Here is a 22,366-nt window from a genome sequence, read left to right as displayed (position 1 = left end):
CGATTCCTTCAGCCGATGCGCAACGCGCGCAGATCGAGGTGACCGTCCTTCAGCGGCGGGCACCAGTAGTAGCCGCCAGTGATTGGGCGGCTGATGCGATAGAGACCATCGGTGATGCCGTCTTCCAGACCGCTCATGCGCCGCAGTTGCGCCTCGAAAGCATCAAGCGAGAAACCGAAGGCGAGGAACATCAAACCGGCACGATCACCTTCGATCCACGGCATCGAGCGGCGTACGACGAACGCCTCAGGGGCGAAGCTTTCCTGCGCGGTGCGTTTGACGTGGGCGGAGACTGGCGCGTCGTCGATCTCTTCATTGTCGCTGAGGCGACGGCCCATGATGTTGTCTTTGTCATCGGCCGACAGTTTGTGGAAACCCTTGAGGTCGTGCTGCCATTGCTGGATCGCGGCGAAGCTGCCACCGACCATGCCGTCAGTGCCTGCACTTTGCAGGGCGGCGGCGATGGCGGCTTCGTCGTGCGGGTTTTCGGTGCCGTCTTCGTAGCCGGTCAGGTCGTGGCCATCCTTGTGGCGGAAGGCTTCCTGCATCTCGACCAGACGCAGGGCCGGGGCCAGTGCGGCTTCGAGGGCGTTGCAACGGTTGAGCAGTTCACCACGGTCGACGCCGTGCAGCCAGACCCACAGCGCGTGCTGGGTCGACGGGTTCTCGACGCCAACGCCGGTCAACGCCGGGAAACTGCGCAGGCCGTCGATCTGCACGTTGAGGGCCTTGGCCAGGGATTCGCCGAAACCGACCACCGCCGACTTGCCGTCCACCTGATTCAGCAGATTGTCGATCGCCTGCGGCAGCGCTTCCACCGACTCAAGGGCGAAAAACAGGTGACGTGCTTGCGCAGGAACTGGGGTGGCGAGAATGCCCGGCTGGTAGTAACTCATGTGAACTCCTTGGAAAGTGCGCGGGAGTTTACCTGTGGCCGGAGGATTTGTGGGGGTTTGGATGGAGTCAAAAGCCCCTCACCCTAGCCCTCTCCCGGAGGGAGAGGGAACTGATTGGGGGATGCTGTGGAGATACGCCGACTTGAAAGTGCTGTACCGAATCCATAATCGACAAAAGTCTTTCAGGTCGATGTATGACTCAAGACACTCCCGTCGGCTCCCTCTCCCTCCGGGAGAGGGCTGGGGTGAGGGGATGATCGAGGTAAGACACTGAATTGAGCGTGCATCGGTGAATCCATAATCGACGCAATCTTTCAGGTCGATGTAACTCGCAAGACACTGCGGTCGGCCCCCTCTCCCTCCGGGAGAGGGCTGGGGTGAGGGTTGGCGTCATTACGCCAAGCACTCGGACTCAGCCCCGTCCAGCGCTTGAACGCCCGGCGAAAACTGCGCACATCGCTGTAGCCGACTTCCTCGGTAATCCGCTCGATCGGCATATCCGGATTAGCCAACAAACTCAGGGTCCGCGCCTGCCGCACCTGCTCCAGCAAAGCCTCAAACGTCAACGCATGCTCAGTCAACCGCCGCCGCAACGTACGACTGCTCATATTCAAATCGCCGGCAATCTTTTCAATATGGCTGCCACGACTCAGATCCCGGGCAATCGCCCGCTCCACAGCCTGAATCAAATCAAGTTTCTGATGCACCTGCGCCGCTTCCAGCTCCAGCAATGCAACGGCCTGACGCAACGCCAGCGAATGATGATTGGGCAGGTTCACATCCAGCCACTGCGCATCGATCAGCATGCGATTGTGCAGGCAGCCGAAGCGCACCTCCGGCCCGAGCAGGCGCTGGTATTCGCTGAGGTAATCCGGCGCGGCATGCACAAATTCCACGGCAATCGCCTTGAACTCAGGCCCGACCAGCGCGCGGCCATACACCAGCAAACTGGCGAAGAACTCCTCGACCGCAAACACCTGCACATCGGCGAATGGCAAGCGGCATTCGGCATCGAGATGCACCTGCCCGCCAACCACATCGACGCTGGACACCACGATCCCGCCCGAGGTGTGCTGATGCCGAATGCCCAACGCAAAGGCATCGCGCAAGGTCTTGCACAGCGACAACACATGCCCGAGCAGCCCCAACGTCCCAAGCACGTTCTGCGCACCAACCCACAGCCCCAGGCCTTGGTTGGGCAGCACTTTGAGCGCGCGCTGAATCATCGCCACCGCCTGACGATAGGAAATCCGCTGCGCCGGATCCTGCAGATCCTCAAGGGTGAAACCCAGCCCACGGCACAGGCTCTGGGGATCGATGCCTTTGTTCTGCGCGACTTCAGCGAGGGTTTGCAAAAGAAATGGCGAGACCAGCGCCAGTTCGAAGGTCGGGTCTTGGACTTTTACGTTCATGGGGGCTGACATTCCGGATCACGCTTGATTGTTATTTTTGTAACCGGTTATGTCGAAGGAAGTTAGCACAGGGTACGCGAACTGTCCGCAGATGCCCCCCTCGGTGTCCGCCAATACCCTGCCGCAACGTACGCCAAACGCTTATTTCTAGCGTACCGGCGCTCCGAGCGACCGGTACCAGGTCCCAATCACAATAATAATGAGGACAGTCATGAGCCAGAACCGTGCAACATCCTTCTTGCTGCTCGCCCTTTTCATCGCGGGTTGCCCTCTGACGTTGCCCGCCCTGGCCACCGAAGCCGGCGTCGACAACATCGGCACCGGAACCGACGGCTTTTTCATGCTGCCGCTGGAAGTCGACAGCCTTCCGGAGAACATGGTCGCGTTCAACCTCTACTACAACCACTACAAGGCGCGAAAGCTCAACATCAGCTCGTTCGGCGGCAAAGTGCCGAATGTCGAAATCGAATCCACTGCCGTGATTCCACGCCTCGATTATTTAAGCCCCGTGCGTGTGTTCGGCGGACGCCTGGCCGGTTACATCGCCCAGCCGTGGTTGAAGCAGGAAGTCTCGGTGTTCGGCTTGAGCGACACTCGCGAAGGCATGGGCGATACCACGTTTGCACCGATCATTCTGTGGGACATGGGCAAAAACCTGACCCTCGGCGCCGCCGTGGAAGTCACCGTGCCCACCGGCGAATACAGCGTCGATCGGCTGGCCAACACCAGCAACAATTTCTACACCTACAAACCGCTGTTCTCGTTCACCTGGTTGCCGACCGACAACACCGAAGTCTCGATGAAAACCACTTACAGCTTCAACGAAAAGAACAAGGACACCGACTACAAATCAGGGCAGATCTTCCACTTCGATTATTCGGCCAGCTACAAGATCACCGACGACCTGATGCTCGGCGTCAACGGCTACTACCTCAAGCAAACCACCGACGACAAACAGTTCGGTCACACCGTGCAGTTTGCCGGGCAGGACGTCGATGACGGCGTGCGCGGCAAGGTGTTCGCGATTGGCCCGGCGCTGCACTTCACCTTTCTCAAGTACGCCAGTGCGGAGATTCGCTGGGCCAAGGAATTTGATGTTGAGAACCGGCCGGAGGGGGAAATGTTGTGGGCGAAGGTGAGTATTCCCTATGCGTTCTGAGTGCATTTGTAGGAAAGCGCACCTGGATTTGTAGCCTGAAAACCTGAAAAACGCATGGGTGGAATACGCCTACAGCGGCGGTCGAGATTACCGGCCAACAGGGGGAAACGTCTGGCAGATTTAAAGGGTGCGCTTGCAGATACTGGGCTCCGTTATCCCATGGTTGCTCAAGGGCTCATGGGGTGCATCGTCTGCCAGTGACGACAACGGGCCATGTCCCCCCTTAAACTGCCGAGATTGATCACGGAGATCACTATGAGCATATTACTTTCCCCGTTTTACTCTGACTTCGAATCCGAAGAAGAGGCCGAGAGCTACGATCGCTGGTTTCGTGCCAAGGTGCAGGCTGTACTGGATGATCCTCGCCCGGGCATTCCCCATGAGGAAGCCATGGTGCGGCTCGACCAATTATTAGAAGAGAAACGCAAGAATCGACGCGCTGCCGCTTGAATGGAGCGATCAGGCTCTGGACGATCTGGCTGACATTATCGATTACATTGAACAATACAATTCCAACGCTTCAGCGGCTCTGCAGCACAAGGTGGGTGCAGCAACGCAAAGGCTTTCATCAATCCCTTATGGTTACAGGTCCGGTCGAGTGCCAGGCACCCGGGAAATGGTGGTCAATCCAAACTATCTGCTGGTCTATCGAGTGAACGGGCGCATCAAAATACTGACGTTAGTCCACACCAGACAACAATACCCACGAACCTCATAAATATAAAAAAGGGCGACCAACCGGCCGCCCAAACGTACTGCACGAGAGTCTTTTACAACGTCAGTTGCCCGCGCTCCTCCTCGGTCAACTGTTGCTTCGCCTGTTCATCCAGCGCCCCGGCACCCAACACCTGCACCGGGCTGTTCGGGTTGTAACCCGGTGCTGGCATGCGGCTGGCACCATCACGAGACGGCGCCAGCTGTTCGTTGCCGAAGCTCAACACCTGCACGGTGAACACCGACGCCTGATTCTGTCGCGACGCCGCTTGCTGCTGACGTGCAACATCCTCCGCCGCTTGCGTGGCCGACGACGCGGCGGAACTGGCCGAAGTGATCGCCCCGGTATTCACCGCCGAGACCACTGGCACGCCGGTCGCCTTGCCCTGCACCGAAATGTTCGCGGCGTTGACCACCGTCAGCGCGGCGATGTTGACGTTGCCCGACACGCGAATCCCCGCCTCCCCCGCGTCGATGGTACCCAGCGGCGCGATCAGGTCGATATCGCCCGGCGCCACTTCGGCGATCGGGTTGAGCGTGGCGATACCGGCGCCGGTGCTCGGCACCGATGGCGACAGGGTGACGTTGCCCCAAGTGTCGTAAACCCGTTTCGGCGGGGTGTAGACCACGGTGGTTTTCGAACCTCGACCGGCGTTGATGTCGCCCTCGGCCGACCAGCCGAGAATCGAGCCGCCGAAGGTGGTCATGATCCGGCTCTGGCCGAGCAAGATACTGCCCTGCGAATAGAGCTGAATGTTGCCCGAGCCCTGCGTGATGATCCCCGCCGTCGATGGCGGCGCTGCGCCTTCGATGCCAAACACCTGACCGCCGCCCGGTGTGAGCATCTGGATGTCGCCGCCGAACAGCGTCTTGACCCCTGCCCCGCCGTACATTGTGATGTCGCCGTCGTAGCGGATCGGATTGCCCGCCACATCGGTGGTCGGGAACAGCGCTGCAATGGCGTTGCGACCGCGCAGATAACTGCCAGTGCGCGGGCCATCGACGTCGTTGTATTCCAGGCCACCGGCACGCAGTTCGGCGAAGTACACCTGACGGGCGAAAATCGCCTGCTCGGCACTCGGCAGCGCGGCGTAGAACGCTTGCGCCTGTTCGGCGTTGCCGCTGAAGCCATATCCAAGAGTAAGCCAGCTCTGCAGCTCGTCGAGGTAGGTCTTGACCACTTTGCCCGGCTGACCGTTGAGAGAGGCATTCGGATTGGCAAGGTTCTGCGGGTTCAGGTAACGCGCGATGAACCTTGTGTAATCCGGCCCCTGCGCGCCCACACCCGCCTGCAATACCACGCTGGCACCAGGGCGCTGATCCCCGGCAACTATCGAGCCGAGACTGGTGATGCTGGCACGGTTTTCCATGAGGATGTTGCGCCCGGCTTTAATGTCCAGCGTACCCGGACCGGCAATATCGAAGCTGCTATAAAGGATGTCTCGTCCTGCCGACACCCGCGATACATCTCGCGGATCGTTATGGACGAACAGGTTGCCGGTCGAGGTGATGCCCTCCCGACCCACGCCCATCTCATCGGGCTGCACGGCTGTCGGTTGGCCCAGGTTGGTCCCGGATGCCACGATGTCACGTCCGGCAATCATCCAGACAGGGCCGGCGGCTTCGTACCAGGTGCGTTTCGACGTATCGAAACTCAACGTCTCACCACTGCGTATCCCCACCAGATCGCCTGTCAGGGCATAGAACCGTGCCGGCCCCTGCACATCATTCAAACCGGAAAAGCTGTCGGGTCCAAAAGCGAACAATGGATAACGCAAATTACTGTCCGGTTTAACGCCGTCACTGCCGTAGTTGCTATTGAATGGCGTGTTGGGGTTATTGCTGGCAAAGGCGAGAAATGACGGCCTGAACGGCGTGGCGATGGCCAGCGGGCTGGCACCCGACTGATTGATTGCGTAGCCGCCGGCGTAGATGGAGTCGCCAGCCAACAGTTCGAGTTGTCCGGATGTCGAAGGGGCCAATAACAGTGAATAAGCGGTTGTCCGCGACAAGTCGCGCTCGCTGTACGCCGCCGATGGCCCGGCATAAATCGACCCCTGAGCAGCCACAGCCCGAAGAATCGACGGGTACACAAAACGTCCATCGGTGGGCGACGAATTGGCGCCGCTCACAGGGGTAAGATTCGCATCGGCCTCGGCCAATTGAGTGCTGGGAGTGAGATTGCCTCCGGCGGAAAACAGATCGATGGCGGTGTGATCGGTCCATAGCGAGAAGCCGCTCAGGATACCGCCAGTACGGATATTGCCGTTGTCATCAAGCAGTGGCGTGGCATTGAACAGGCCCACGCGACCGGGATCGCCCGCGCCGCCCAACACCAGGTCACCACGGGTGCTGAGACTCATGCCCGAGTCGCCGGGAATCAGCACCAGGCCTCCGGAGGCGTTGCTGGTCGTGGAGGTGAACGGATCCAGCGGTCGAGTTTCGCGGACATCATGCGACCGGGAAAAGGCACCGTATTGCAGATTGATGCCGCCCAGCGCCCCACCCGTCAATTGCGCCGCCCCGCGTAAATTGATCAGCGTCCCTTGTAGATCATGCCTCGGCGGCTGAGTCCCGTTATCCCCGGCCCGTGCTTGCAGCGATGGGTTGAGTGCGCCGCCGATGCGAATGTCCATGTCGCCCCCACCGGTCATCTGCACGCTGCCATCGCTGGCGACTCGCCCGGTGCTGCCCACGGCAACGATAAGCCCCTGGCTGCGCGGATAATTGCCCGCATCGCCCAACGGTCTGAGCATACCGGCGTCACCACCGACACGCAGACTGATGTTACCGCCGCCCAAGGTGCCGAATCCGGTGAAGCCCATCAGATACGGTTCGGTATTACCGTCAGATGTCAGCAACTGCGTCGCGTAGCTGCCGAAGTTGATCCACCAGGCCGTGGGCACATCCGGGTTTCCCGTGCCTTGGCGCCAAAGCCAGTTGCCCACTGACGCACTGGCGATCTGCTCGCGGAAACCGCCCGCTGTCGATTGCGCTTTAGTCCCGACCGAGTCACCGGAGACCGAGCCACCGGCATTGATTGTCAGGTTCCCCCCCATCTGCGGATACCAGGCCTGATAAAGACTGTCGGCGCCACCACTGACCCACTTTTCATAATCAGCGCCAGCGCTGCCCAACACCGAATTATTGTCCGAGAGATGCCCGCGTTTCTGGTTATACAATGGGTCGACATTCGATGACTGTGTACCGGCGGTGTAGACGCCGAAAGGCGAGTCCATGCTCAGATTGCCGGCAGCCATCAGATCCAGGTCGCCAGTACCGGTGCGCAGGACGCTGAACATCTGCGTATGGGCTTTGGCGGTGGTGCCGGGATTATTGGCAATACAGAGCTCCGGATAGATCTCGCAAATGACTTGATACTCCTCGGTGACCGGTTCGTAGTCAGGTGCCTGACCGTTCCCCGGTGCCCAGACCCAGCGTGCCATCGGTACACAGAGTCCCGGAACCTGGTCACATACCCCCAGTTGGTCATCGGGCACCGGGTAATACGCCGGAAGGTCATAGGGATTATCCGCGGCCCAAACAAGTTGACCGGCGCTCTGTGTGATCGTCACACCGTAATGAGCGTCAGCCAGTCGCAAGTTGCCATCCGCTGTCACCGGTTTCACGGCACGGCTGTCGGCCGCCAGAAGATCGGCCCCGGCGACCGCGCGCATCGACCACGACGCACTACCCGACGGCAGCATGCTCGCCACAGCCCAGTTTTTACCTTGTTGCGTGCCGTTGAGCGGACGCAGTTCAATCACCGAGGTGCCTTCTGCGAGCTTTACATCGGTCATCGACGGAATCAGCGAACCGCGCAGCAAGGCCAGTTCGCCCTTTAACTTCACGCCGGAGAAGGTCGTCAGATCTGCATCGTAAACGCTTGGCAACGGCACGCCCTTGGGCCAGTTCAGCGCTTGCAGGGCGGTGGCCTTGTTCAAGCGAATACCGGCACCCAGACGTGTTTCGGCAGGCAGCGTCACACTGTCGCTGAGCAGCGTGCCGGCGGCGTACAACAGGTTACCGTTCTGGTCGTGAATCGCCCCCGACAGCACGGTGCCCGCACTGAAGGTGTACGCCTCTCCCAGCACCGCCTGAGTCGGCAACAACGTGCCGCTGGCCAATACCGCCCCCTGGAGGGTCACGTCGTAATTGAGTGTGGCGCCTATGGGGAACTGCGTACCTTCGGCCAGCGACACACCGGTGCCCGGCACGATCAGGTCGCCACCGAACGGCTGCACACCGGCGATCAGTTTCCAGCCGGCGTCATCCTGGGTTTCTGGCGGCGGCGCGAAGCCGTCGTTGACGCTGCCGTAAATGTCGAGGTTGCCGCCGGCGCGGATCACCAGACTGCCAGCCTCCCCTGACCCGTAGATCGACGGATTCAGGCGCGTGTGTGGATTCAGGCTGACGTAACGGTAACCGGACAAGTCCAGATCGCCCTCCACCACCAGGTCGCCATCAGCCGTCTTGCTGGCGATTTCCACGCCTGGGCGCAGATGGAAAGCCTCGGCGTAAGTGGCGTTGTTCAGCCCGGCAAGTTTGCGTTGCAGCAGATCACTGTTGCCCAGCGCGGCGTTGATAAAGGTGGCGCTGTCAGCGTGAATGCGCTCGAGCATGGCTTGATCGATGACTTGATACGGTCGGCCACTGACCGCTTGATCGACGCCATCGCGGGCATCGGTGTAGCGGCGTGTACCGTTGAGGCCAATGGAGCGGGCACCCTGAATGGTCAACGCACCGCTGGCGTCGATGGCGATGTCATTGCTGCCCAGACGCGGCGCGTTGAGTTCAAGAGTGCCGCGCAGCATTCCATCGTTTTGTCCTGCAAGGAAACCGGGCACCGAATCGGTGCCGTGACGCAGGTCGATCCGCACGCCGGACGCCAGCGTGAGTACACCCTCACCGGAATTGAGTTCCACCGTGGCGCGGTTCGGCGCGTCGATGATCTTGCCGTAGCTGTCGACGCGCAGGACTCGACCATGAGCGTCGAGCACACTGTTGCCAGCCAGCGCCAGACCATTTTTCGCCGACAGACGAATGTTGCCGACGCGCTCGCCACTGGCGTCGATCAGACCGGCCACCGTCAGGCTGCCGCTGTCCACCGAGACACTGATGTCACTGGCCTTGAGGCCATCGCCGATCAGCAGATTACCTTGCTTGAGTTGCAAGCTGCGGCTGCCGAACACCTGCCCGGCGTTCAGGCGCTGATTGAGCGCGGCAAACTGCGCGGTGGCATCTGCGCCCAGATTTTGCGCGCGAATGTCCACGCCCCCGGCCTTGTAGGGCACCAGCGTGCCGCCGGCATCGTAATAACCGCTGCTGCCGCCAAGGATTTCACCCTGCAAATCGACGGTCCCGGCCGCGTCGGCCAACGCAATGGCGCTGAGGTTACCGGCCTGATTGTTCTTCGCCGACAGATCGATCCGCGAGCCCGCCGCTTGACGGATATTGCCGTTGGCGCTGTACAGCGACACATCGCCGCCCCAGCTGTATTTGTTCACATCGTTGAACGGCAGCGTACGCCCGGCCATGTCCAGCACCGCAGCGCTGCCCAGGGTCAAATCGCCTTCGGACTTGACCGTCAGCTTGCCGCTGGCCAGGGCGATACGGCTATCGAGCACGATGTTGCGAGCCTCAAGGTTCAACTCGGCACCCAGCGCGTCCGCCACCCCGGCAGCCCCGCCACCGCTGAGCGTCAGGTTATTGCCGGCCTTGAGCAGGTTGACCGACGCCGCTTCACCGGTGAGCAACGGCGTACGCAGATTCAGGTTACCGCCGCTGTAGCTGTAGCCCGTGAGCGGGTCGTAAGTGCCCTGCTGCTGATACACCGCCAGGCTGCCCTTGTGGTTGGCGGTAATGCGCTCGCTGGCTGTCAGGTTGACGTTGGCAAAGCCCAGCGCCAGACGATTGTTCTGATCCAGCCCGCTCGGCTGTGGCATCGGGCCGTAACCCAGTTCGATGCGGCGCGCCTGAATATCCAGCGTGCCTTGCCCCGTGCCGGCGCCGGCGGTGATCACCCCGCCGGGGCTCTGTGTGGCACCGTTCCAGATCAGGTTGCTGGTGCGGATGGTCGCCACATCATTGGCATCGCCCAGACCGTAGATCGCCGGTGTGACCAGCACCAGATTCTGCAGTTTGCTCAGGCCGGTCTGTGGATCAAGCGTGTCGAGGGTCACACTGCCATAGAAATTGAAGGCATCGCGGGTGGTCAGGCTCAGGGTTTCCAGGGCGGGTGCGCCGAATTGCGTGTCACCGCGCAACAGTCGATCGAGCACGTTCTGGTTCAAGGTCAATCCGGCCGGCACGCGACTGCCCGCCGCCGCCAGCGCCTCGGCACTCCCAGCGTTGACCGCGCCGACAGCCAGCGCCAGTTGGCGAGTACCGAAGCGCACGGCTTCGCCCAGTTCGAACTGCTTGTCGGTCGCCGCCGTGATGCTGCCATTGGAGTAGAGCTGCGATGGGCTGCTGCAATCCCCGGTCGAACAGAGGCCGATACGGATCGCCCCCGCACCGTCGAGATTGTTAGCCAGCGCGGGCGCCAGGACATTGGTCCAGCCGTTCGAAACCACCAGCAACCCTGCCTTGCCGGGCTCATAGAGAAACCCTGACGTTGAATCGTAAGGCACGTTGCCGCGACCGAGCGTGTTGATCCCGGCCCCCGCCTCGACCGTGATCCCGCCCGTGGCCGCAGTGGTGCGCAACAAGACTTCCGGCGCTGACAGGACCGCGCCTTCACGCAAAACAATATTGTTGGTGGAACCGACGAAACCAATGATGTTGCCGGTCGTGCCGTACAGAACATCCGGCATTGCACCGAGGGTCAGACGCCCGGCATTCAGATTATTGAGCGTGTCGGCGTACAACGACACATCTCTGGAGTCCGCCGTCGGCGCCTGCCCGGCACCGAGGATTTCCAGGTTGCTGCCGGCATAACCGCCGCGCACCACCGCCGTCCCGACCCGACCACCCTCGGCGGCATTGAACAGTGCACGCCCGTTGAACTGCAAAGCGATGTCTTGCTGACCACCGCTGCTCAGACGCAGATCGAGGGTCTTGCCGTCCATCGGCGCCAACGCCTGAGGCACCCCGCGCCGAGCGGCATCGCTGCGGATGAACGAGGTAAAACCGGTTTCGTTGTACTGCGAGTAACGGCGCAACACGTCCGCCGACGTCAGGATCACCTGACTGGCCAGGCTGTCGCGCAGACCGGTGTTGGCGATCGACATCTGCCCGCTGCTGGTCCACGACCCATTGCGCAGCTGTAACGCTGCCGTCGTCGCACCCGGCGTCGCTTGGCCGTTGACCTCGACCCGGAACGCTCCCGGCAACAAGGCAAAGGTGGACGGCAGCAGCGTGTAAGTGCCCGCCGCCAGCCCCGGCACGCCGGCACCAATAGTGATCTGCTGGCCGATGCGCGGATCGACCGCGCCGGCTTCGGCCAGTATCGGCGCGTAGCTGCCCTGATTGCCCGGCACGATGGCGTAGACCGGGTTGCTCGCCAGCCCCGGCAAACTGAAGGTGCCATCGGTGGCATTGCGCACCAGTGGATTGAAGCGCGCATCGGTAGAGCCGCCGCGCCCGGAGATGAATCCGGCACCGCGCAGATCGCCACCGCCGGACAGATCGATCAGCGCACCGTTCTGCACCTCAACGTATTGCCCACCGATTGCCACGCCGTTCCTTTCGCCCGTGACGCCGTTCAACACCACCGATTTACCGTTGTAGAGATAGTCGATGCCGTCCGTAGTGCCACCGTATGGCATGACCAGCCCGGCGCCACTGACCGACGTGGTGCTGCCGGACAGCAGTCGCACCTCATGACTGGTGGTCAGCAAATCGTCGCCCAGAACAATCTTGCCCAGCGGCGCCCGCACCACACCGCCCTGCTCGATGTACGCAGCGGAAAAACTCAGATTGCCAAAGACCGAGTACGGCACCGCCGCGGGTGCCGCACCGTGGCTGCTGATCCGCAGCGTATGGTCGGACACCGCAACGGCGCCCTGATAACCGACGCGCACTTCAGCCTGGACACCACTGGCGGGATAGATTTGTGCAGCCCCTAGGTTCAAGTCACCCGGCGTCCACAGCCGGGTTTTTTCGGCACCATCATTGGGCGCAAGGAAACGCAGATCGCCGCTGCTATCGAGGTTCACCAGACCAAATGCCCGTCGGCTATACGCAACCGCCGGCGCGCTGAGCTGCAGGATCGAACCTTGTGTACCGAACGACAGACCATTGCCCACGTCCAGCAGGTTCGCCGACGCATTGAACGTCGCGTCTGACAGCTCAGTCGTCGGATTCAGGGTCAATCGCGGCCGTATCAGGCCGAAACCCGCGTGGTAAGTGCCCACGCCGGACAAGCGCAGGTACGGCGCGCTCAAATCGACGCGACTCGTGCTCTCGGAGGTTTGCGCCAGAGACAACGCCCCGGCGTACATCGTCAGGCTCTGTTTCATATGCAGATTGACGTCGCCGTCAAACGACAGCAAACCGTTGCTCAACAGGCTCAGGTTATCGAAGCCGCCCGCCATCAAGCTGTCTGCACTCAAGCGCGTCTGACCATAACGCAGGCCATCGGCGCCCTCGCCCGGCCGCAGATCCTGCGCGAGCGACTTGTCGCCCGCCCCCTGGCCAATGATCATCTCTCTCGGTGCGCGTACTGCATTGCTTGCCGAGTCAGCATACAGCGGCGTTTCCAGGGCAATGTCCAGACGACCGCCAGCTGCGCCGACACCGCCCGCCGCTGCACGCAAGTTGCCATCAAGGAACAGGCCGTTGTAAGCACTCAGGCTGATACGCCCGCCATCCGTCGCAACGCGGGTCAGGCCCTGGCCGGCGATATCGAGCATGGCCTCGCTGCCAGAGGCGTCCAGCCGGGCGCCCTGACGCACGATCACGTAGGCATCGGCGGCCGTGGCAGTGGCCAGTTTCGAATCGATTTCGCCGCCAATGATGATGCTGCCGCCCTTGCCGACCTGACCGTAAGTTCGGCCCAACGCATCGATTGCCGTGTTGGCGCGCCCGGCGACATCGAGGACAGCCTGCTCACCGATCCATATCGACCGGTCGTGGGCGTTCGGATCGGCCACGACAATGGCGGTCGCCGGTTTGTTCGAACCGAACTGCTGCTGACGAATATCAATCGTCCCGCCCCAGGCATTCAGTTCACCTTCAACCGTAATCTGCCCGGCACCGCGCAGCTTGATGCTCTGCCCCGGATCGACGCTGATGCGCGAACCGCGACCCAGCGTCAACGTGCTGTTAGCGGCATCGATCAAGCCAATCAGGCTGGCCCCGCCTTGCAACGTCAGGCTGGCGCCAGCGCGCTGGGTCAGCAGGCCCTTGCTCGGGTTTTCCTGGAACAGCGACGGCGTCCACAACTCCAACGCCGTTTGCGGGTCGACACCACTGACCTGATTCGGCGCGGCATCAGCGAAACGGTACACCGGCATGTTCACATCAATCGCCGTACCTTCGGCAACGTCCAGGCCGCTCAAGCCGATGAGGTTGTAGGCGGAAAAGCCCTTGCTGAACAGATCGGCAGACAGCTGCAGGGTGTTGTCGGCCAGCACCTTGTCGGTCTGACCGACGAGTATTTTGTTGGCCTGCACCGTCAGCGTGCCGCCGCCCGCGACGCCGTAGCCACGCAAATCGCCCGCAAGGTTGAGGTGCGTTTTACCGGGCGCCGAAATCGCACTGGATTCCAGCATCAAGTCACCGCCCTTACCGCCGCGGGTCTTGCCGTTGGCCAATACCGCACCGCCGGAAGACACATCGAGCAGGCTGCCCGCGCCAATGTCGATATCGCCACTGCTGCGGATCGACAACAAACCGCCATTCAAGTACGCGAGGCTGGCGCCATCGTCCGGGTTGGTGCGCAGGTTGCTCCACACGCCACGGGTATCGAGTCGCACACCGTCGGCCACTTTTACCTGCGTCGCCTTATCGACCTTCGCCGTGAGCCGAGTGTCAGCGGTGTCGCTGCTGAGGAACTGATTGAGCACGTTGCCCAGGCGCACGCTACCGCCACGCGCGGTCAGGTCGGCGCCGATCTGCACGTCCGGGGAGTACAGGGTGATATCGCCGCAGGTATCGACGGTCAGTGCGCCATCGACAATGACCTGATCCTTGGCCGCGACCTTGAGCGCCCCGAGCCGGAAGCCATTGAGTTGATCGTTATCGAGATACAACTTGCCTTTGCGCGCATCGGACACCGCACCGCTCAGGTCCAGATCACTGCCAGCGACCGGACGCTCGCCGCCAATCTGCACTTGGTCGAGCGTCGGATTGAGCGAGTACAACAAGCCGCTCGCGGCGGCGACATAGGTCGGGTCATAACTGCCGACGATCAACTGCGCGCGGCGCGCCAGTGCGGTCTGACTCTGCTCATAGCCATCAAGCACCGGTTTCGCTGCCTGGTTCTGTCGTTCACCCTGGTACACCTCGCCAATCATTTGCCCGTCGAGTACCGCATTGGCGGTGGCAACCACCAATTGCCCGGCGTCGCGGCCGACGGTGTAACCCGACTCGAAGCGTGAACGCGGCGCGATCAGCGGATTGTAGAAATAGCGGGTGTGGCCCCAGCGTTCGCTGTTGTCTTCATAACCTTTGTACAGGCCGGTGTAGAGCAGATCCCCCGGCGCACGGGACACTTCATACAACTTGCCGTCGGCGCCGCGCAGCCAGCTCTGGCGGATCTCGCCGCTCTGCACATCCAGCGTGCCGCCGGACAGATTGATCAACGACCCTTTTTCCGTGACCACGTCGTTGCCGGCAAAACTCACCGTGCCGCCCTGGGCCATCCACTCGCCAACGCTGTGGCCCTGCGTGCCGAGATAACCGCCGACTTCGAGCAAACCGCCCGCCGTGTACCAGCGATCGGTGGCATAACCGTTGGTGCCTGCCGGTACATAAACCAGCTCGCGCACATCGACCCAGATGTCATTGCTGTTGAGCGCACCCTTCTCCCGGTTGACCGAGGCATCGCGCTGCTCGTTGCCCTGCACGTTGATCTTGATGTTGTTGTTTTCCATTGCCACTTTGACGCCAAGGGCACCGGACACATCGATCATCGCGCCGTCACGTACCAGGCTGCGGCGTTGTGCACTGACCGCGACCTGCCCACCGGTGGCCAGGGTGATCGAGCCGTTCTGGAACTCGACGCTGCCGCCACTCTGGATTTCGATGCGCGACTGATCGCCACGGATCCGGTTGTTCGCGCTGACATTGGTCAGGCTCGCGTCGCGCTGACTGTCGAGGGCGCTGAGATCACTGCTGTCGAGCATGATCGCCGTGGCACTGCCCTGCCCCAGCGTAACGCTGCCGTTGCTGTCGGTGCTGGGGTTGGTCAGGTGAATCGTGCCGCGCGTAGACACGGAAGTGCTGGCGAGCAACACACCGTTCTGCACCACCTCATGGCCGGTCAGGGTGATGTCGCCGGTGGCGGACTGGATCAAGCCGTTGTTGGTGACTTTACCCGTCACCGCGCCGGCCTTGGAGCCGGGAATGACTTCGTTACCGAAGGTGGTAGACAGCGCATTACCCTCGGTGCCCGAACCTTTGCGAATGTAGAAACGGTCACCGGCGGCCAGCACGGTCTGGCCTTTGGCGGTGCTGATGCTGCCGTCGTTCTGCACTTCGTTGCCGAGCAGCAACGCATAGCCGCCGGCATCGGTAGACGACGCCGGCTGGTGGGTTGCGATGGCAGCACCGCGTTCCACCAACACCTTGCCGGCGGCATCGGTGAACGTTGGCTGCGTGCCGGTGCTGTCGAAATACAGGCCACGATCGCGGAACTGGATGTCGGTGATGTTGGCCGCCGCTGCCACCAGGTTGCGCACGTTGACCTGACTGCTGCCGCTGAAGACGATGCCGTTGCGGTTGATCAGCATCACCGTGCCGTCGCCCTTGATCTGGCCCTGAATCTGGCTGGCCCGCGCGCTCGGGTCGTTGACCCGGTTGAGCACCGCCCAGTTCGACTGCTGGGCGAATTCAACGGTGGTGTTGCGCCCGACGTTAAAGGTTTCCCAGTTGAGAATCGCCTTGTCGGCGGTCTGCTCGATCTTCACCGTGGTCTTGCCATCGGCCTGAGTCTGTTGCGGGCCTTTGGCGTTCTGCCAGCCCTGGGCGAGGCTGTTATCGACTTTCAAACCGCCCTCACCCAGACCGTCCGGCACAACCTGCACCGTGCCCAACGCGGCAGCACGCCCGGCCGCCTGCGCCGCTTGTTGCGCGGCAATCGCGGCGACGGTGTTGTTCAGGGTCTGGATCGAACGCTGCAATTGCTGATTGGCTTTTTGTTGCTGGGCCAGTGGCGGCGTCATCCCCGGCAACCCGCCCACGCTCGGCCTTGCCGCCGCTGCTTGCTGCGCAGCGCCCTTGGCGGCAAACCAGCTCGAACTGAACGCCGTCTGCGCCTGCGCGCTGCCCGCCACCAGACACAACGCCACCGCGTGCGCCAATGGCTTGAGCAACCACAGCGCCGGTTCCATGACTTCACGCTTGGATGGCAGAACGTTGGTACGACGACGGGATGGGCGAGCGAGCATCACTACGAGATCCTTTTTGATTGCCACACTTTGGTTGCCAAAGATGCCGCAGGCCTGCAAAAACCTGCTGTTACGTCATAGGCAGTTGGCGAGGGTCGCGACCGAACGGATGTCACACAAACTTCATGTTGGGGGAGTATTCGCGGACCTGGAGCGCCGAGCGCTCAAAAGAAAGGCAGCCCGCAAAGGGCTGCCGTGAATCAAAGGTGCATGTGTTCAAAGCGGACGGCCGATGCCGTTGCAGACGTAAGGGTTGTTGATGTCGAGGTTGTTGCCAGAGGTGTTGCTGAGGAAGTTGGCGGTTACCGCGTTTTTCCAGTTCGTGGGCAGTGGGCCAAAACCGTGCGCCACACTGGCGGCGACGTTGCCGGGCACACTGTAATGCTTGGTCAAAAAGGCACGGACATCGCTCGCTACACCCGCATCCTTGTAGCACTGGCCGAAGATCAGGTTGGTATAGGCCGCCAGCTTGTATCCCGCCGCCGGATTAGGCACCACCGGTGCCCATTGCGCGGGGTTGTAAGGCGTGTTCGGCAACGCTACTGATGACAGCGAGGGCGACATTGGCCAACGTCGGCAACACCCCGTTAACCCGGGCGACCACAGCATTGTTCGCCACGGTGAGGCCATCAGGGCCGGAATAACCGATGGAGCCGTCAACCGCGTTCACCGCCGTGACAACATCAAAGTTGCTGGCTACACCCACCCAATTCGAAGGTAGAGCCGAACCGGATGGCAGGCGAGCATTGGTGAAGTTCGTACTGGTGATGAACTGACTCGGGCAGACCGAATTCAGATGCCGGGCCAGAATTTCCGTGGTGCCACTGGAAATGTTGCGATAAACAACACGGATTGGTGTGTTGTCAGCGCTACCCAATAAAGCGCCCCACGTGGTTTTGTTGCCCGCGAACACATCGCACAGCTGAGCACTGGTCAGGTTCAGTGCAGTCTGACCGGCTTTTTTGTAGGGAATGGCAACCGAGGTGGCCACCGAAGGCACTTGGATCAGCGGCCCGAACAAAACACCGAAGCTGCTGTTGTAGGTGCTGAGTTCCGCAGCGCTGAGGATCGAATCGCTCGCGGCGAAGTGCACCGTGCCAGTGGTGTTGAAGCCGGCTGCATTGTTGGTCAGGAACGCCGTCTTGCCGGCGCCGCTACCGACGGCTGCGTAACTGAAGTTGGTGGGCAGAATACTGTTCGCCGAACCTGTGTACAGCGCCGCAGGCAATGTCGAACCGCCACCGGTCACGGCCATCGCCTGAACCGATGTCAGCGCCACAGCAGCTGACATTAAAACCATTTCAATACGTTTGAACATGCTCAATCTCCTTATCGAACGCCCCCTCAAACGGGAGCCCAAAAAAAATGGCAGCCCCGAAGGGCCGCCATCTACACATCAGACTGAACCAACCGACTTACAAAGGACGACCGATAGCGTTGCAGACGCTGGCGTTGTTGATGTCCAGGTTGTTGCCCGAGGTGTTGGTGATGAAGTTGGCGGTGACAGCGGTTTTCCAGGCGTTAGGCACTGCGACGAATTTGTGAGCCTGAGTCGCGGTGTTGTTGCCCGGGTTGCTGTAGTGAGTGGTCAGGAAGGCTTTGACGCTCGCGGCCACGGCTGCATCCTTGTAGCACTGACCGAAGATGAAGTTGGTGTAGGCAGCCAGTTTGTAACCGGAAGCCGGGTTAGCCACCACTGGCGACCAGTTGGCAGGGTTGGCAGCCTGGGCTGGAGTCGAAGGAGCCGACACCGACGACAGGGCCAGAGTCACGTTCAGCGAAGTAGGCTGAACACCGTTGACGCGAGCAACGACAGCGTTGCTGGTAGCGTCAACGCCGTCCGGACCGACATAACCGATGGAACCGTCAACCGCGTTTACGGTAGTGGCGACATCGGAAGTGTTGGCGACGCCGACCCAGTTCGACGGCAGTGCCGAACCGGCTGGCAGACGAGCGTTGGTGAAGGTGGAGTTGGTAGCGAACTGGGTCGGGCAGACCGAGTTCAAGTGACGGCTGAGGATTTCCGAAGTGCCGCTGGAAACGTTGCGATAAACCACGCGGATCGGGGTGGTGTCAGCCGTGCCCAGCAGAGCGCCCCAAGTGGTTTTAGCGCCAGAGAAGGCATCGCACAGCTGAGCGCTGGTCAGGTTCAGAGCAGTCTGACCGGCTTTTTTGTAAGGGATGGCAACCGAAGTGGCCACCGAAGGCAGCTGGATCAGCGGACCGAACGAAGCGCCGTAAGTGGTGGTGTAGGTGTTGAGTTCCGCAGTGCTGAGGATCGAGTCGCTACCGGCGAAGTGCACAGTGCCGGTGGTGCTGAAGCCGGCCGGGTTGTTGGTCAGGAAGGCAGTTTTGCCACCGCCGCTACCGATGGCGGCGTAGGAGAAGTTGGCTGGCAGGATGCTGTCGGCAGAACCTTTGTACAGAGCGGCAGGCAGCGTTGCACCACCACCGGTAACGGCCATGGCTTGAGCGGAAGCCAGAGCGGCGACGGTCAGGGAAGCTGCGATCAGAGTGCGCTTGAACATGAAGAATCTCCTTTTCAACTAGGTTTGGGAACACAGGTTTTCGGGTGACTTGCATGACACTGGGAGGACTCACCGGGGCCCTCGCTAGCGTTGGCCTTGGTTAAGTCGCACTGAGAAATTCGCAGTTTCCGGTGACAGATAAAGGAAAAAACCTCGGGAGCTGCGAGGTGTTTCTGAAGGGATTTTCTCGGGTGTTTGTCGGGTGCGGCGCAGCGTCTGGATCGCGGGTTTGGCTGAATCGGGCTGGAGCCGTTGGCGGGTGGTTGCAGATGACAGAAAGGAGAACCCGAGGATGGTTCTTTTGAGGGTCGGGTGATGGTCGAATGCGGTGTAAAAGTTTTACAGATTCTTTGCCTGAGCTGACCTCATCGCGAGCAGGCTCACTCCTACAGGGGAACGCATTTCAAATGTAGGCCTTCGCCTGCTCGCGATGAGGCCCTGCGTAACAACAGCACTATTGAACCAATTGATTGATCTCAATGATCGGCAACAACACCGCCATCACAATCACCAGCACCACCCCGCCCATCACCACAATCATCAGCGGCTCCAGCAATGCGGTCATGCCCATCGCCCGCCGTTCGATATCCCGCGACAGGGTTTGCGCTGCGCGCTCCAGCATCGGTGGCAGTGAACCGGTTTTTTCGCCGCTGGCGATCAAATGAATCAGCACCGGCGGGAACACATTTTCCACGCGCAACGCTGCCGCCAGGTTCACACCCTCGCGCACCTTGGCCGTGGCCTCAGTGACGCTCAAACTCAGGCGGTCGTTGGACAAGGTCTGCCGCGCCGCTTCCAAGGCGCGCAACAACGGCACGCCGGCGCCACCGAGAATCGCCAGGGTAGAGGCGAAACGTGCGGTGTTCAGACCGAGGATCAAACGCCCGAACAACGGCAACTTCAGCACGCGATGATGCCAACTCAAGCGTGCCGCCGGGTTACGCAGGTACAGACGCCAGCTCCAGAACGCTCCGGCGATCAGCGCCGCACACAACCAGCCCCATGCGCGGATAAAATCACTGGCATTGAGCATCGCCAAGGTCAGCCCCGGCAAGTCCTGACGCGCTTGGGAAAACGCGCTCACCACCTGCGGCACCACATAACTGAGCAGGAAAATCACAATGCCGATCGACACCAACCCAACCACGCCCGGATAGATAAACGCGGTGAGAATCTTGCCGCGCAGGTTGTTGCGCTCCTCGATGTAATCAGCCAGTCGCTCCATGACCTGTGCCAGATCGCCGGACTCTTCACCCGCCGCAATCAACGCGCGATAGATCTCGGGAAAATCCCGTGGCCGCGCCGCCAGCGATTCCGCCAGACGCATACCGCTGCGCACATCCGCACGCACGGCGCTGAGGGTGTGGGCGATGTGTTTTTTCTCGGCCTGCTCGACTGTGGCGCTCAGCGCGGCTTCCAACGGCAGGCTGGCACCGAGCAGACTCGCCAGTTGCCGCGTGGCCCAGGCCAGGTCGTTATCGGAGAGTTTGGCGCTGAACAATCCCCCGCCGCCGTGACTGGCAACGTTGCTTTCTTTGCTTACCGACAGTGCAGTCAAACCGCGTCCACGCAAAACGCTGAACGCCGCACTCTGGCTGTCGGCCTCAAGATGCCCGGATTCGATCTTGCCGGTGGCGTCGGCGGCTTCAAAACGATAGCGATTCATCAGGCATCCCGTGTCACACGGAGGATTTCTTCGGGCGCGGTGGCGCCGCTGCGGATCCAGCGTTCACCGTCCTCACGCAAGCTGAACATCCCGGCCTTGGCGGCTGATGCGCGCAGAGCCTGCTCCCCAGCCCCTTGGTGAATCAGGGTGCGGATGTCGTCGTCGATGCAGAACAATTCGTGAATGCCGGTGCGGCCGCTGTAGCCGGTTTGATTGCACGCTGGGCAACCGACCGGGCGCCACGTTCCCGGCGCCGCCGGGTCTTCCTGCTTGCACTGATTGCACAGGCGCCGCACCAGTCGTTGTGCGAGCACCCCGAGCATCGACGAGGCCAGCAGAAACGGTTCGACGCCCATGTCGATCAAGCGGTTGACTGCCGACACCGCGTCGTTGGTGTGGAGCGTCGCCAACACCAAGTGACCGGTCAACGATGCTTGCACCGCGATTTGTGCGGTTTCCAGATCGCGGATTTCACCGATCATGATGATGTCCGGGTCCTGACGCAGGATCGCTCGCAGCGCCAGGGCAAAAGTCATGTCGATTTTGGCATTCACCTGAATCTGGCTGATCCCCGGCAAGTCGTATTCCACCGGATCTTCGACGGTGAGGATGTTGCTGGTGCTCGCATCGAGCCGGGCCAGTGCCGCATAGAGGCTGGTGGTTTTACCGCTGCCGGTGGGGCCGGTGACCAGGACGATGCCGTGGGGCTGGCGGATCAGATGATCGAGTTTGGCCAACACCTGCGCGTCCATGCCCAGCGTTTCCAGATGCAGACGCCCGGCCTGTTTGTCGAGCAGGCGCATCACCACACGCTCGCCATGTCCGGTTGGCACCGTGGAAACACGAATATCGATCGGCCGCCCGGCCACCCGTAAGGCGATGCGACCGTCCTGCGGCAGCCGTTTTTCGGCGATGTCGAGCTGGGCCATGATCTTGATCCGCGACACCAACGCACCGTGTAACGCCTTGCGCGGCGAGACCACATCGCGCAGGGTTCCGTCGACCCGATAGCGCACCACCGAATGGGTTTCGAACGGCTCGATGTGAATGTCGCTGGCCTCATCGCGCGCGGCTTGGGTCAGCAGTGCGTTGATCATGCGGATCACCGGCGCGCCGTCCTGAGTGTCGAGCAGGTCAGTGATTTCCGGCATGTCCTGCATCAAACGGTCGAGATCGACTTCGTTTTCTGCCGCACCGACCACTGCCGCCGCGCTACCGGTGTCGGCGTAAGCACTGGCGAGCAAGCCATCGAGCTCGTCATCGCGCACCCGCTGAATCGTGGTCGCACCAAACTGACGCCGCGCCTCGCTGATCGACCAGCCCGGCGTCGACGGGCACACCGTCAACACGCCATCGCACAACAGAATGCGCTGCGCCTTGGCCCAGGCGTAAGGCAGCGCGCTCATCTCAAGCCCTCCCCAATCCCTGTAGGAGCTG

9 protein-coding genes and 1 pseudogene are annotated in these 22,366 nt (G+C 61.4%); 3 read left to right on the top strand and 7 right to left on the bottom strand.

Translation table 11 applies throughout. The annotated features are described in order from the left end of the window. Positions 1–8: 8 nt before the first annotated feature. A complete protein-coding gene (locus tag AC5SEM_RS09220) occupies positions 9–896 on the bottom strand; it encodes a Dyp-type peroxidase (RefSeq protein ID WP_116029061.1) in 888 nt (295 codons plus the stop codon). A 314-nt stretch (positions 897–1,210) separates the two neighbouring features. Continuing rightward, a complete protein-coding gene (locus AC5SEM_RS09215; protein ID WP_495472753.1) occupies positions 1,211–2,308 on the bottom strand; it encodes an AraC family transcriptional regulator in 1,098 nt (365 codons plus the stop codon). A gap of 211 nt (positions 2,309–2,519) precedes the next feature. Here AC5SEM_RS09215 and AC5SEM_RS09210 point away from each other — a divergent pair, with 211 nt between their 5' ends. The 3 genes from AC5SEM_RS09210 to AC5SEM_RS09200 all read left to right on the top strand — a co-directional run bounded on the left by AC5SEM_RS09210 (position 2,520) and on the right by AC5SEM_RS09200 (position 4,185). Next, complete coding sequence (locus AC5SEM_RS09210) at positions 2,520–3,467, top strand: SphA family protein (protein WP_495472752.1); 948 nt, start codon at positions 2,520–2,522, stop codon at positions 3,465–3,467. Between the two features lie 255 nt (positions 3,468–3,722). Beyond that, positions 3,723–3,917: a type II toxin-antitoxin system RelB family antitoxin gene (gene relB / locus AC5SEM_RS09205; RefSeq protein WP_077573204.1), complete on the top strand. Its 195-nt coding sequence runs from the start codon at positions 3,723–3,725 to the stop codon at positions 3,915–3,917. Further along, the gene (locus AC5SEM_RS09200) at positions 3,898–4,185 is read left to right on the top strand and encodes a type II toxin-antitoxin system RelE/ParE family toxin (RefSeq protein WP_495473454.1); all 288 of its coding nucleotides are present in this window, start codon (positions 3,898–3,900) and stop codon (positions 4,183–4,185) included. Before relB ends, AC5SEM_RS09200 begins: the two co-directional genes overlap by 20 nt. Before the next feature lie 52 nt (positions 4,186–4,237). Here the strand turns inward: AC5SEM_RS09200 and AC5SEM_RS09195 are convergent, their stop codons facing one another. The 5 genes and pseudogenes from AC5SEM_RS09195 to gspE all read right to left on the bottom strand — a co-directional run bounded on the left by AC5SEM_RS09195 (position 4,238) and on the right by gspE (position 22,335). Then, entirely contained in the window at positions 4,238–16,735 is a 12,498-nt protein-coding gene (locus AC5SEM_RS09195; RefSeq protein WP_495472751.1) for a filamentous hemagglutinin family protein, read from the bottom strand. A gap of 216 nt (positions 16,736–16,951) precedes the next feature. After that, a pseudogene (locus AC5SEM_RS09190) lies at positions 16,952–18,053 on the bottom strand (substrate-binding domain-containing protein). Between the two features lie 97 nt (positions 18,054–18,150). Beyond that, positions 18,151–19,263: a substrate-binding domain-containing protein gene (locus AC5SEM_RS09185; protein ID WP_495472750.1), complete on the bottom strand. Its 1,113-nt coding sequence runs from the start codon at positions 19,261–19,263 to the stop codon at positions 18,151–18,153. A 454-nt stretch (positions 19,264–19,717) separates the two neighbouring features. After that, positions 19,718–20,929 (bottom strand): type II secretion system inner membrane protein GspF, encoded by a 1,212-nt coding sequence (gspF, locus tag AC5SEM_RS09180; protein ID WP_495472749.1) that lies wholly within the window; start codon positions 20,927–20,929, stop codon positions 19,718–19,720. Then, positions 20,929–22,335: a type II secretion system ATPase GspE gene (gene gspE / locus AC5SEM_RS09175; RefSeq protein WP_122605145.1), complete on the bottom strand. Its 1,407-nt coding sequence runs from the start codon at positions 22,333–22,335 to the stop codon at positions 20,929–20,931. Before gspE ends, gspF begins: the two co-directional genes overlap by 1 nt. Positions 22,336–22,366: the final 31 nt, after the last annotated feature.

This window comes from Pseudomonas sp. CH61 (assembly GCF_059429415.1).
This window is presented reverse-complemented; position numbering and strand designations above follow the sequence as displayed.